Origin of the sequence: Actinocorallia aurantiaca (genome assembly GCF_039533685.1) — a bacterium.
In the GTDB taxonomy this organism is placed as follows: Bacteria; Actinomycetota; Actinomycetes; order Streptosporangiales; family Streptosporangiaceae; genus Actinocorallia; species Actinocorallia aurantiaca.
The window spans coordinates 418646-430797 of the sequence record NZ_BAAATZ010000012.1 but is presented as its reverse complement, the minus strand read 5'-3'; the positions used below and the strand labels follow the sequence as shown (position 1 = coordinate 430797).

Genomic DNA, 12152 nt, shown 5'->3' with positions numbered 1-12152 from the left:
GCGGCGGACCCGCTCGACCTCACGCGGCGGCCAGCGCGGTTCGGGGCCAGTGCCGACGTTGACGAACATCGCCCGGCCGGTCGCGTGACCGCATGACGTCAACCTTATATATGGTGACGTCATTTCCCCTTGATGTGACGTCTCTATGGTGTCATAGTTGAGGCATGGATCTGATGCCGTATGTGGACAACCTCCGCCGCGAGCTCGCCGTCGCCGCCGAGGCGGGCGGCCCGGACGCCCGCGCGCTGGCCGAGCGCCTCACCGGCGTTCTCGAAGCGGCCGCCAGGCTCACCCTGCTGGAGGTGCTGTCGGCCGCGGCGGACGAGATCACCAGCGAGCTCGCACCGGGGTCGGTCGAGGTGCGGCTGCGCGGCGGTGACCCGGCGTTCGTGGTGACGCCGCCGCCGAGGCCGTCGCCGGAGGGCGCGGTCGGCGGGCCGGAGACCGCGCCGCCCGCCGGGCCGCCGATCGCCGAGGAGGGCAGCACCGCGCGGATGACCCTGCGGCTGCCCGAGCACCTCAAGCTGCGGGTGGAGGAGGCGGCCGGCCGGCAGGGGATCTCGGTCAACGCCTGGCTGGTTCGAGCCGTTTCCGCCGCGCTCGAGCCCGGCGCCGGACCTCGTGCCGCCGACCCGACGCAGCAGGCCCAGAGCGGGCGCAGCTACACCGGCTGGGTGCGCTAGCCGGCCCCGCCTCCCCGTCACCCGTCATCACTCATCGCCCGGCCCCGAGGCCGGGATGTTCCACCCGACCCATGAGGAGGGCTCCGCCATGCCTGCTTTCGACACTCCCGAACCGATCACCGCCGACATCGAGGTCTACGTCGGCCAGGTCCGCATCCACGCCGGCGACCGCGCCGACACCGTGGTGGAGGTGCGGCCCAGCGACCCGTCCAACGAGGCGAGCGTGCAGGTCGCCGAGCAGACGATCGTCGAATTCTCCGGTGGACGGCTGCTGGTCAAGGGCCCCAGGCCCAAGGTCCTGGGGTACCTGCGGTCCTGGCGCGGCTCCATCGAGGTGACCGTCGACCTGCCGGCCGGCTCCCGTGTCGAGGGCAGGTGCGCCGCGGGAGGCGTCACGAACTTCATCGCCACCGGCCCGCTCGGCCAGACCTGCCTGCACAGCATGAACGGCGACCTGCGCTTGGAGGAGGTCGGCTCGCTGGAAGCCAGGGCGTCCACCGGCGAGGTCCAGGTGGACCGGGTGACCGGCCCCGTCGAGGTGACCGGCTCGACCGGGGCGATCCGGATCGGGGCCGTCGCCGGCCCCGGCATGGTGAAGAACTCCACCGGCGCCATCATGCTGGGCGAGGTCACCGGCGACCTGCAGCTGAAGACCGGCGTCGGCGAGATCACCGTCGGCCGCGTGCTGGGCGGACTGACCGCCAGGTCCGCGCACGGCCGGATCCGGATCGACGCGGCGGTGAGCGGCACCGTCCACGTGGAGGGCGGCCACGGCAAGGTCGGCATCGGCATCCCCGAGGGCACGGCCGCCCGGCTGGACCTGCACTCCAAGAACGGCGTGGTGCGCAACACCCTGACCGCCGCCGACGGTCCCGAGACCACCGACACGGTCGTCGAGGTGCGCGCCCAGACCAGCTGGGGCGACATCGACGTCCACCGTTCCTGATCCCCCCGGATACCAGCAAGGAGCCCCCATGAGTGACGCGATCACAGCCGAAGGACTGGTCAAGAGATACGGCGAGAGCACGGCCCTGGACGGGTTGAGCTTCTCCGTCCCGCAAGGGACGGTGCTCGCCCTGCTCGGCCCGAACGGCTGCGGCAAGACCACGGCGGTGCGGGTCCTGACCACGCTGCTGCGCCCCGACGGCGGCCGCGCCACCGTCGCCGGATGCGACGTCGTGCGCGACGCCCGGCGGCTGCGTGCGCGTATCGGGCTGTCCGGCCAGTACGCGGCGGTCGATGAGCACCTGACCGGCGCTGAGAACCTGGAGATGGTTGGACGCCTCTACCACCTGGGCGCCAAGCGCGCCAAGGCGCGTGCCCGCGAGCTGCTGGAGCGCTTCGACCTCGCCGCCGCCGCCGACCGTCTGGTGAAGGGCTACTCCGGCGGCATGCGCCGCCGCATCGACCTCGCCGGCGCGCTGGTCGCCGACCCGCCGGTGCTGTTCCTCGACGAGCCCACCACCGGCCTGGACCCCCGTGCCCGCGCCGCGCTGTGGGACACCATCTCCGAACTCGTAGCCGGCGGCAGCACGCTGCTGCTGACCACCCAGTACATGGAGGAAGCCGAACGCCTCGCCGACCGGATCGTGGTGATCGACCAGGGCCGCGCCATCGCCCGAGGCACCGTCGACGAGCTCAAGGACCAGGTCGGCGGCAGCCGCGTCGAGCTGACCATGGCCGACGCCGCCGAACTGGAGACCGCCCGGCAGATCCTCGCCCGGTCGCTCGTCGGCACCATTCGGACCGTGCCGGAATCGCTCCAGATCATCGTCTCGGTCATCGACGGCCCCGAGTCCCTCCGCCTCATCCTCGGTCGGTTGGCCGACGCCGGGATCCGGGTGCGGGACGCCGGGATGCGCCGGCCCACCCTCGACGACGTCTACCTCACCCTCACCGGACGCCAGGCGTCCGGCGCCGACCCGCAGATCCAGGAGGCCACCCGATGAACACGCTCGCCCTGCCCGTCGTCGACGGCTGGACCATCACCAAGCGCAACGCCCTGAAGATCAAGCGGTCGCCGGACCTGCTGGTCGGCGCCATCACGCTGCCCGTCGTGCTCGTGCTTCTGTTCGCCTACGTCTTCGGTAGCGCCATCGAGATCCCGGGAGTGTCCTACCGGGAGTACCTGCTCCCCGGCATCTTCGTCCAGGCAGTGATCATCAGTGCGCAGATGACCGGCTACACGCTCACCCTCGACCTGCAGAAGGGCATCTACGACCGGTTCCGCTCACTGCCCATGGCCCCGTCCGGGGTGCTGATCGGCCAGACCGTCAGCGACCTGCTGCTCAACGCCGCCAGCCTCATCGTCATGGCGGCGGTGGGACTGCTCGTCGGCTGGCGGGTGCACACCTCGCCCGGTGAGGCCGTGTTCGGCTTCGGGCTGCTGCTGCTGTTCGCCTACGCGTTCTCCTGGCTGAGCGCGACCGTCGCGCTGGCCCTGCGCACCCCCGAGAGCTTCAGCAGCATCGCCAACCTGGTCTCGCTTCCGCTGGTGTTCGTCTCCAGCGCCTTCCTCGACAGCTCCAAGCTGCCCACGCCGCTGCGCGTCGTCGCCGAGTGGAACCCCGTCTCCACCTTCACCCAGGCCGCACGCGAGCTCTTCGGCAACACCAGCACCGCACTGCAGACCTCCGACGCCTGGCCCATGCGGAACGCCATCCCGGCCTCCCTCCTCTGGATCGCCGTCATGCTCATCGTCTTCGTCCCCCTGGCCACCCGCCTCTACAAGAAGTCGGCCGGCGCCTGACCAGACGCGACGCCAAGGCGCCCCTCCGCCGATCCATGCCGGAGGGGCGCCTTGGCGTGTAGGAAACGTCCCGGGCCCAAAGGGCCTGCATGATCCGTGACATCGGCCGGCGACGGCCCGCGGCCCGCTCAGCGGTCGGCGATGATGAGGTCGGCGGCGTGCCAGGCCATGGCCATGACGGGGCCGTTGAGGTTGCCGGAGACCATGGTCGGCAGGATCGAGGCGTCGACGACGCGGACGCCCTCGAAGCCGCGCAGGCGCAGGCGGGAGTCGACGACGTCGTCGTCGGACGGGCCCATCGCGCAGGTGCCGATGGTGTGGTACCCGCAGAAGCCCTGGTCGAGGGCCGCGTCGATGATCTCGTCGTCGGACCGGACGCCTGGTCCGGGGAGCGTCTCGTGCTTCAGCCGGGAGGCGATGGGTTCGGCGGCGAACAGGTCGCGCATCCGGCGGAAGACGGCGGCCCCGGCCTCGCGGTCGGATTCCGAGCGCAGGTAGCCGGGGTCGAGGTCCAAGGGGGCGTCGGGGTCGGACGAGGTGATGGCCAGGGAGCCCTCGGAAGTCGGGTTGAGGACGTAGCCGACGCAGGAGACGCCCGGTTCCCGTTCCACGCCGACGCTCTCGCCGGCCCGGTAGGTGCCGGGGGACATCGGGCCCATGAGGAGCTGGGCGTCGGGGCGGGCCAGGCCGGGCCGGGACTTGAGGAAGGCGATGACGTCGTAGGCGGGTGTGGACAGCGGTCCCGCGCGGTCGACGAGGTACTTCAGGGCGGTGAGGGCCTGGCGGCCGGGGGTGCTCAGCAGGCGGTTGTAGCCGATGTTCTCGTGCAGGCGGAACTTCAGCGCCATGCAGCGGTGCTCCCGGAGGCGGGCTCCGACGTTCGGGCGGTCCAGGCGCACCGGGACGTTCGCGGCGCGCAGCACGTCGGCGGGGCCGATGCCCGACAACTGGAGGAGTTTCGGGGTGGCGAGGCTGCCCAGGGACAGGACCACTTCGCGGGCCGCCCGGTATTCGACGGCGTCGCCCCGGCGGTCGCGGCCCCAGACGCCGACGACCCTGTCCTTGAGGAACAGCAGCCCGGCGACGGTGGTGCCGGTGACGACGGTGAGGTTGGGGCGGTCGGCGACCGGGGCGAGGAACGCACGGGAGGCGCTCACCCGGCGCCCGTCCCTGATGGTGGCGACGGTGTAGCCGATGCGCTCCTCGTCGGACTCGTTGGGGTCGTCGACGGGCTTCAGGCCCAGGGCCGCGCCGGCCTCGATCATCTCGTCGCACAGGGGCTCGGGGCGCCGGGGCGGGGAGACCCGCAGCGGACCTCCCGAGCCGCGGGTGCCGGACGGGCCGAGCGCGTGGTCCTCGATGGCGAGGAAGGCGGGGAGGAGGGTGTCCCAGCCCCAGCCGGGGTTGCCCAGCCGTTCCAGTTCGTCGTAGTCGTCCCGGTGGCCGCGGTTGTAGACCATCCCGTTGATGGAGCTGGACCCGCCGAGGGCGCGGCCGCGCGGCCAGATCTCGTGCCCTCCCGCCGGCCCGAACGGGCGGGTGGGGTGCCGCCAGGCGGTGCGCGGGTCGTCCATGAGCCTGCCGAAGCCCTTGGGCATGGTGAACATCAGCCCCCGGTCCGGCCCGCCCGCCTCGATGAGCAGCACGCTGACGCCGGGGTCCGCCGACAGCTTGTTGGCGAGGACGCATCCGGCAGAACCCGCGCCGATGACGAGATAATCGAACATGGTGACTGTCTACTGCACCCTGCCCGTCGTTCCCCGGGTTTCTCCGGACTTACTTTGTCAAGGCGCCTGACGGTGCGACCGGCCGAGAGGAGAACACCCCTCGCGGCCGGGCACCGGATCACGGTCAGGGGCGGTGCCGTACGGCCTCCGGGAAGTGGGAGGCCAGGAGGTCGGGGGACTCCTCGCGGCCGTCCAGCACCCGGTTGGTGCGCCGGGCGGCCCGCCAGCCGGAGGGGGTGCGGCGCAGCTCCCAGCGGTTGGCGGTGGCGCGGCGGACGGTGAAGCCGTCCGGGGTGTTGACGATCATCAGCGTGTAGCAGACCGCGGTCGCCTCGTCCCCGTCCAGCGTGATGTGCGGCGGTCCGGCGAAGTGGGCGCAGCCTCCGCTGATCCACGCCTGGTGCGCGGACGAGCGGACCATCCCGGAGAGCTGCCCGTGCCCCCGCATGAAGATCTCGTCCACGTCGTAGACGCCGTCCTCCTCCCACAGCCCGGCGACCTGCTGGTCGCAGCCGCTGTCGACGAGGGGCGCGTAGGAGAGGATCAGCTTGGTGATCTCCTGCTCGTCCTCCAGGCGCCGGAGGCGGGCCTCCATGGAGGCGAGGCGCTGTTCGAGGTCGCTCACAGTCTCTCCCCGAAGGTCAGGTCGAAGTCGTCGGCCAGGTCGCGCAGGGCGGCGAGCTGGTCGCAGTAGTGGTCGGCGGAGCCGGCCTTGATGCGCACTCCGGCGACGGTGGCGCCGGCCTTCTTCAGTTCGAGCAGCGCGGAACCGGCGGCCTCGGGGGAGGCCAGCGGGTCCAGCGCGCGGGTGGGGGAGAGCACCACGTCGAAGTCCTCGGGCAGCTCGACCTTGCCGAGCATCTCCGTCAGGGCGTCCGAGGGCAGGCCGAAGGGCACCCAGCCGTCGGCCTGGGCCGCGCGGCGCAGGGAGCGCAGGGTGCGTCCCCCGATCCACAGGGGGACCTTCTTCTGGACGGCGTGGGGTTCGACGACCAGGCCGGAGAAGGAGTAGTACTCGCCCTGGTAGGAGGGCTCCCGCCGGGAGAGGGCGGCGCGCAGGGCGGCGAGGGCGTCGTCGGCGCGGGCGCCGCGGTCCTTGAACGGGGCGCCGAGCAGTTCGAACTCCTCCTCCAGGCTGCCCACGCCCAGGCCGAGGACGACCCGCCCGCCGCTGACGGCGTCGAGGGTGCCGTAGCGCTTGGCGATCTCCAGGGGGTGGTGGTAGCCGAGCACGAGGACCTGGGTGGCCAGGCGGACGCGCCGGGTGCGGGCGGCCAGGTAGCCGAAGGTGGCCAGCGGGTCCCAGTAGACTCCGCCGCGCTGGGCGGCGGCCTCGGCGGGCACCGCCACGTGCTCGCTGCAGGTGAGGTGGTGGTATCCCAGCCGGTCGGCGGTCTCGGCGATCAGTCCGAGCTCCTCGATGCCGGCGGAGGCCTCCCACGCGCCGTGGCCCAGGGGTGGCTGGGCCACCACGGGGGTGATGATGCCGATCCGCATCCCGATTCCTTCCTCGTCAGCTGGCGTTCGGCCAGGGATAAGAAAACGTTCTAGTCGACGAGAGGTCCAACAGAGCGGTATCCGCCCAGTCACCGGAACGTGTGAACATGGAGTTAACCAGGCAAGACAGACCCCCTTCACAAGGGGCCGGTGGATTGCTACATTCTGGTTAACAAGAATTCATTTCAGTCGCGTTGGAGGTGCGGTGAACGAGCAGATCGCCGAGACCATGGTGCGCAACGACCCGCCCCCGTCGATGGTGGAGCGGATGACCCTCATCCTCGACGCCTTCAACGGGCGGTCGGCCCGGCTGACCTTGGAGGACGTGGCACGCCATACCCGGCTGCCCCGCTCCACCGCCCACCGGATCCTCGACCAGCTCGTCCGCCAGCGCTGGCTGGAGCACAACTCCTACGGCTACGCGCTGGGGCAGCGCGCCCTCGGTCTCGGTGGGCAGGACCGCGGGCACGGCAAGCTCCGCGAGGCGGCCGCCCCGCTGCTGCACGAACTGCAGGTCACCACCGGTCTGGTGGCCCACCTGGCGGTCCTGGACGCCGCGGAGATCTTCTACCTGGACAAGGTCGGCGGGCGCTTCGCCTCGTCCGTGCCCTCCCGGGTCGGCGGCCGGGCCCCGGCCCACTCCACCGCGCTGGGCAAGTCGATCCTGGCCTGGCTGGAGCCCGAGGAGGTCGACGAGAAGATCGGCGGCGGGCTCGACCGGCTGACCAACCGCACCATCGGCGAGCTGGGCACCCTCCACCAGGAGCTCTACCGGGTCCGCCAGCGCCGCGGCCTGGCCTTCGAACGGGGCGAGACCTTCCCCGGCATCGCCTGCGTGGCCGCGGCGATCCGCGGCCCCGAGGGACCGGTCGCGGGCATCTCGCTGGTCGGGACGCTCAACACCCCGCTGGAGAAGGTGGCGCCCCTGGTGGCCGCCGCCGCCCGCGAGACCTCCCAGATCCTCTTCCCCAGCGCGGCCTCCCCGCGCCGCGACCCCCGGCGCACCCCCCGGAGCCGTACCGCCCAGGACAGCGGCACCTGGTCCGCCGAGACGATGAACCGGCTGATGGCGCTGGACGGCCGCGGCGACTGGATGTGACACGCTCAGCCCCACTGCCCGCCCCCGGACCACGTCTCGGGGGTGAGCAGCGGGGCCGGCCCGTCCAGCCCGAAACGGCTGCGGAAGAAGACCATCGGACGCTCCTCCGACCCGTGCTCCAGGGCGAGGACCCGTCCGATCACCACGTCGTGGTCGCCCGCCGCGTGGACGGCGTGCACCTCGCAGTGGACGCGCACCAGCACGCCGGGCAGGGACGGCGCCCCCCACCGGGAGAGCTCCCAGTCCAGCCCCTCGTACCTGAGTCCTCTGCTCGACCCGAACCTCCCGCACAGGTCCTGCTGCTCCTCACCCAGGATGTTCACGCAGAACCGGCCCGACGTCCGGATCCGTGGCCAGGAGCGGCCACGGTGGTCGGCGCAGAACAGCACCAGCGGCGGCTCCAGGGAGACCGACGCGAACGACTGGCAGGCGAAGCCCACGGGCTCCGCGCCGTCCATGCCGGTGATCACGGTGACGCCGGTGGCGAACTCCGCCATGGCGCGCCGGAGCTCGGCCGGGGCGGGCGGCTGGAGGACGGCGGTCGGGGCGGGCGGGCACTCGGCTGTCATGCGATCACCTCGGGTCTTCGCGGGAGGTCGGGCCGGTCTAGGCTCAGCGCCCCGAACGTAGGACGCGGGTCCGGACCGCGGGCAGGAGGATCCCGATGAGTGGAAGAAGGCCCGGATCTCTCTCCGCCGAGACCGTGGAAGGCCTGCATCCCGCTCATCGGGATCGGTTCGGGCACCGCTGCGGACCGCTCATCTACGTTCCGAACAGCCTGAGAATCCGGAGGACCGAGGGACGATGACCACAGAGCCGACCTACGAATCGACGTTGCGCGAGCTCCCCACCGACCAGGGTGTGCTGCGCTACCACGAGGCCGGCGAGGGGCCGCCCCTGCTGATGCTGCACGGCTCCGGCCCCGGCGTCACCGGCTGGCGCAACTTCAAGGGCAACCTCGCCCGGTTCTCCCGGCACTTCCGCTGCCTGGTCCTGGAATTCCCCGGCTTCGGCGTCAGCGACCCGACCGAGGAGCACCCGATGCTCGCCGCGTCGGGCGCGGTCGGGCGCTTCCTCGACGGTCTCGGCCTGCAGAAGGTCGACATCATCGGCAACTCCATGGGCGGCATCGTCGGCACCCGGTTCGCCCTGGCCAACCCCGAGAGGGTCGGCCGGCTGGTGACCATCGGCGGCATGGGCACCAACGTCTTCAGCCCCTCTCCGGGCGAGGGCATCAAGCTGCTGATGGAGTTCACCGACGACCCCAGCCGCGAGAAGCTGGTCCGCTGGCTGAACTCCATGGTCTACAACCCCGCGATCGTCACCGAGGAGATGATCGAGGAGCGCTGGGCCCAGGCCACCGACCCCGAGACCCTGGCCAGCGCCCGCCGCATGTACGGCAGCAGGGCCATGGCCGCCAACTTCAAGGCGCAGGCCTCCTCCGACACCCCGCCCTACTGGGCGATGCTGCACAAGCTGAAGGCCAAGACACTGATCACCTGGGGCCGCGACGACCGGGTCAGCCCGGTCGACATGGCACTCCTGCCCATGCGCACCATCCGCGACGTCGAGGTGCACATCTTCCCCAACTGCGGTCACTGGGTGATGATCGAGCAGAAGGAAGCGTGGGAGAGCACCGTCTTGGCCTTTCTGACCCGTGAGGAGCAGAAGGCATGACGGACACGCAGAGCTGGGACGCCGAGTACGACCTGGTCGTGGTGGGCAGCGGGGGCGGCGGCATGGTCGCCGCGCTGACCGCCGCCGACGCGGGGCTGAGCGTGCTGATCATCGAGAAGGGCTCGAAGTTCGGCGGCAGCACCTCCATGTCCGGAGGCGGGATCTGGATCCCCAACAACCCGACGCTGCGCGCCAAGGGCCACGACGACAGCCGCGAGTCGATCCGCCGCTACCTCGACCTGCTCACCGAGGGCAAGGTCCCCGCGGCCCGGCTGGACGCCTTCGTCGACAACGGCCCGCCCATGATGGAGCTCCTCCACCAGAGCAAGTGGATGAAGTTCTTCTGGACCAAGGGCTACTCCGACTACCACCCCGAGCTCGAGGGCGGACGTCCGCAGGGCCGGTCCATCGAGGCCAAGCCCTTCGACACCCGCAAGCTGGGCGAGGACGAGAAGTTCCAGCGGCCCAACAACATGAAGGGCCCGCTGGGCCTGTGGGTCACCGGCAAGGACTACCACGACCTGGCGATGGTCAAGCGGACCTGGCGCGGACGCCGGGCCTCGCTGGTCGCCGCGTGGCGGGTCTCGTCCAACCTGGTCCTGCGCCGCCACATGTCGACCGGCGGCCGGGCGCTGGCCGCGCGGCTGCGGATGGCGCTCAAGGACGCGGGCATCCCGCTGTGGGTGCGCACCAGCATGACCGACATCATCACCGATGAGAACGGCGTCGTCACCGGCATCGTCGCGACCGAGCGCGAGGGCAAGACGCACCGTCTGCGCGCCCGTCACGGGGTGCTGCTGGCCACCGGCGGGTTCGACCACAACGCGGAGATGCGCAAGAAGTACCTGCCCGAAGGCGGCCAGGACAACTTCGCGATGGGAGCCCGGGAGCTCACCGGCGACGGCATCACGCTGGGCGAGAAGCTCGGCGCCGCCCTGGACTTCATGGACGACGCCTGGTGGATGCCCGCCGTGCGGCACCCGGCCGGCGCCGTGATCCCGCTGGTCTCCGAACGCGCCATCCCCCGGCACGTGATCGTCGACAAGAACGGCAAGCGCTTCACCAACGAGGCCTCGCCGTACGTCAACTTCGTCCACGACCAGCTCGAGGGCGGCCACGTCCCGGCCTGGTTCGTCATGGACGCCAAGTCCCGCTCCCGCTACCCGTTCGCGCAGATCCTGCCGGGCGCGCCGATCCACAAGAAGTTCTTCGAGAAGGGGATCGCCTACACGGCCCCCACCCTGGAGGAGCTCGCGGAGAAGATCGGCGTTCCGGCGGACGCGCTGGCGGAGACCGTACAGAAGTTCAACGGGTACGCTCGGGACGGTAAAGACCCCGAATTCGGGCGGGGCGAGAGCGCCTACGACCACTACTACGGCGACCCCACGCTGAAGAACCCCAACCTCGACGTCATCGAGACCGCGCCGTACTACGCCTTCCGGCTGGAGGTCGGAGACCTCGGCACCAAGGGCGGCCTGGTCTGCGACGAGAACAGCCGGGTGCTGCGCACGGACGGCTCGGTGATCGAGGGCCTGTACGCCACGGGCAACACCTCGGCGTCGGTGATGGGCAACGAGTACGCGGGACCAGGCGCGACGATCGGCCCCTCGATGGTCTTCGGGTACATCGCCGCCAAGCACGCCGCGGCCAAGCGCAAGGCAGAACCATCATGACGGGATCCCTCAAGGCCCGGGTCGCCCGGGTCATCCGCGAGACCCGGGACGCGCACTCGCTCGTCCTGGAGCCCACGGAAGGCCAGGAAGACCGTTTCTCCTACCGGCCCGGCCAGTTCCTGACCATCCGGGTGCCCGCCGGCGACGGCTGGGCGGCCCGCTGCTACTCGCTGTGCAGTTCCCCCGACACCGACGACGGCCTCCAGGTGACGGTCAAGCGGGTGGACGGGGGCCTGGGCTCCAACTGGATCTGCGACCACGTCACCGAAGGCGACGTGCTGGAGGTGCTGCGTCCCGCCGGGACGTTCACGCCCTCCTCCCTGGACGGGGACTTCCTGCTCGTCGCGGCGGGAAGCGGCGTCACCCCGGTGATGTCGATCCTCAAGTCGGCCCTGGTCCGGGGGACCGGGAAGATCACCCTGCTGTACGCCAACCAGGACGAGCAGTCGGTGATCTTCGCGGAGGAGCTGCGCGGGCTCGTCGCCGCGCACCCCGGCAGGCTGTCGGTGGTGCACTGGCTGACGTCGGTGCAGGGGCTGCCCACCGCGGACACCTTCCGCGCGCTGGCCGCCCCCTACACCGACCGCCAGGCCTTCATCTGCGGCCCCGGCCCCTTCATGGAGCTGGCGACCGAGGCGCTCGCCGGGCTCGGCATGCCCGGGGACCGGGTGCACACGGAGAAGTTCTTCTCCCTGGGCGGCGACCCGTTCGCCGAGACCGGACCCGAGGCAGAGGCCGAAGGCACGGACGGAGCGGACGGCGCGCAGGTCTCGGTGGAGGTCGAACTCGACGGGCAGACCAGCACCGTCACCTGGTCCGGCTCGGGCCACCTGCTGGACGCGCTGCTGCGCGCCGGCATCGACGCCCCCTTCTCCTGCCGCGAGGGCTCCTGCTCGGCCTGCGCCTGCGTGGTGCTGGAAGGAGAGGTCTCCCTGGACGCCAACACGGTCCTGGACGACCAGGACCTCGCGGACGGCCTCATCCTCGCCTGCCAGGCGAAACCCCTCAGCGACAGACTCAAGATCAGCTACGACGGCTGATCGGTAC

12 protein-coding genes are annotated in these 12152 nt (G+C 71.2%); 8 read left to right on the top strand and 4 right to left on the bottom strand.

Annotated features, from left to right (window positions below; all coding sequences use genetic code 11):
• Positions 1 to 164 precede the first annotated feature (164 nt).
• From ABD327_RS17120 to ABD327_RS17105, 4 genes are all read left to right on the top strand, one after another.
• The gene (locus ABD327_RS17120) at positions 165 to 683 is read left to right on the top strand and encodes a toxin-antitoxin system HicB family antitoxin (protein ID WP_344451400.1); all 519 of its coding nucleotides are present in this window, start codon (positions 165 to 167) and stop codon (positions 681 to 683) included.
• 88 nt (positions 684 to 771) lie between these two features.
• Complete coding sequence (locus tag ABD327_RS17115; protein ID WP_344451399.1) at positions 772 to 1629, top strand: DUF4097 family beta strand repeat-containing protein; 858 nt, start codon at positions 772 to 774, stop codon at positions 1627 to 1629.
• Positions 1630 to 1657: 28 nt separating this feature from the next.
• Positions 1658 to 2632, top strand: a complete 975-nt coding sequence (locus tag ABD327_RS17110; RefSeq protein WP_344451397.1) for an ATP-binding cassette domain-containing protein — start codon at positions 1658 to 1660, stop codon at positions 2630 to 2632.
• The gene (locus tag ABD327_RS17105; RefSeq protein WP_344451396.1) at positions 2629 to 3432 is read left to right on the top strand and encodes an ABC transporter permease; all 804 of its coding nucleotides are present in this window, start codon (positions 2629 to 2631) and stop codon (positions 3430 to 3432) included. Before ABD327_RS17110 ends, ABD327_RS17105 begins: the two co-directional genes overlap by 4 nt.
• 128 nt (positions 3433 to 3560) lie before the next feature.
• On the opposite strand, the gene ABD327_RS17100 is transcribed toward ABD327_RS17105, so the two are convergent.
• From ABD327_RS17100 to ABD327_RS17090, 3 genes are all read right to left on the bottom strand, one after another.
• Complete coding sequence (locus ABD327_RS17100) at positions 3561 to 5159, bottom strand: GMC family oxidoreductase (protein ID WP_344451395.1); 1599 nt, start codon at positions 5157 to 5159, stop codon at positions 3561 to 3563.
• A 124-nt stretch (positions 5160 to 5283) separates the two neighbouring features.
• Positions 5284 to 5784, bottom strand: a complete 501-nt coding sequence (locus ABD327_RS17095; RefSeq protein ID WP_344451394.1) for a nuclear transport factor 2 family protein — start codon at positions 5782 to 5784, stop codon at positions 5284 to 5286.
• Entirely contained in the window at positions 5781 to 6656 is an 876-nt protein-coding gene (locus ABD327_RS17090) for a TIGR03619 family F420-dependent LLM class oxidoreductase (protein WP_344451393.1), read from the bottom strand. The genes ABD327_RS17095 and ABD327_RS17090 overlap by 4 nt, the downstream gene beginning before the upstream one ends.
• Positions 6657 to 6861: 205 nt before the next feature.
• On the opposite strand from ABD327_RS17090, the gene ABD327_RS17085 reads away from it, so the two are divergent.
• Positions 6862 to 7755 carry an IclR family transcriptional regulator gene (locus tag ABD327_RS17085; protein ID WP_344451391.1) on the top strand — a complete coding sequence of 298 codons (894 nt, stop codon included), beginning with the start codon at positions 6862 to 6864 and terminating at the stop codon, positions 7753 to 7755.
• 5 nt (positions 7756 to 7760) lie between these two features.
• On the opposite strand, the gene ABD327_RS17080 is transcribed toward ABD327_RS17085, so the two are convergent.
• Positions 7761 to 8324 carry a flavin reductase family protein gene (locus ABD327_RS17080; protein ID WP_344451390.1) on the bottom strand — a complete coding sequence of 188 codons (564 nt, stop codon included), beginning with the start codon at positions 8322 to 8324 and terminating at the stop codon, positions 7761 to 7763.
• Between the two features lie 235 nt (positions 8325 to 8559).
• On the opposite strand from ABD327_RS17080, the gene ABD327_RS17075 reads away from it, so the two are divergent.
• Genes ABD327_RS17075 through ABD327_RS17065 form a run of 3 tightly spaced genes read left to right on the top strand, consistent with a single transcriptional unit; the run spans position 8560 to position 12145 of the window.
• Positions 8560 to 9432, top strand: coding sequence for an alpha/beta fold hydrolase (locus tag ABD327_RS17075; protein ID WP_344451389.1), 873 nt, complete (start codon positions 8560 to 8562; stop codon positions 9430 to 9432).
• Positions 9429 to 11105: an FAD-binding protein gene (locus tag ABD327_RS17070; RefSeq protein ID WP_344451388.1), complete on the top strand. Its 1677-nt coding sequence runs from the start codon at positions 9429 to 9431 to the stop codon at positions 11103 to 11105. The genes ABD327_RS17075 and ABD327_RS17070 overlap by 4 nt, the downstream gene beginning before the upstream one ends.
• Positions 11102 to 12145: a 2Fe-2S iron-sulfur cluster-binding protein gene (locus tag ABD327_RS17065; protein WP_344451386.1), complete on the top strand. Its 1044-nt coding sequence runs from the start codon at positions 11102 to 11104 to the stop codon at positions 12143 to 12145. Before ABD327_RS17070 ends, ABD327_RS17065 begins: the two co-directional genes overlap by 4 nt.
• The last annotated feature ends 7 nt before the right edge of the window (positions 12146 to 12152 follow it).

Excerpts from the sequence above, each read along its gene's own strand:
- ABD327_RS17080 (WP_344451390.1), bottom strand. The coding sequence starts at position 8,324 with ATGACAGCCGAGTGCCCGCCCGCCCCGACCGCCGTCCTCCAGCCGCCC.
- ABD327_RS17105 (WP_344451396.1), top strand. The coding sequence starts at position 2,629 with ATGAACACGCTCGCCCTGCCCGTCGTCGACGGCTGGACCATCACCAAG.
- ABD327_RS17120 (WP_344451400.1), top strand. The coding sequence starts at position 165 with ATGGATCTGATGCCGTATGTGGACAACCTCCGCCGCGAGCTCGCCGTC.
- ABD327_RS17075 (WP_344451389.1), top strand. The coding sequence starts at position 8,560 with ATGACCACAGAGCCGACCTACGAATCGACGTTGCGCGAGCTCCCCACC.
- ABD327_RS17090 (WP_344451393.1), bottom strand. The coding sequence starts at position 6,656 with ATGCGGATCGGCATCATCACCCCCGTGGTGGCCCAGCCACCCCTGGGC.
- ABD327_RS17115 (WP_344451399.1), top strand. The coding sequence starts at position 772 with ATGCCTGCTTTCGACACTCCCGAACCGATCACCGCCGACATCGAGGTC.
- ABD327_RS17100 (WP_344451395.1), bottom strand. The coding sequence starts at position 5,159 with ATGTTCGATTATCTCGTCATCGGCGCGGGTTCTGCCGGATGCGTCCTC.
- ABD327_RS17110 (WP_344451397.1), top strand. The coding sequence starts at position 1,658 with ATGAGTGACGCGATCACAGCCGAAGGACTGGTCAAGAGATACGGCGAG.
- ABD327_RS17065 (WP_344451386.1), top strand. The coding sequence starts at position 11,102 with ATGACGGGATCCCTCAAGGCCCGGGTCGCCCGGGTCATCCGCGAGACC.
- ABD327_RS17070 (WP_344451388.1), top strand. The coding sequence starts at position 9,429 with ATGACGGACACGCAGAGCTGGGACGCCGAGTACGACCTGGTCGTGGTG.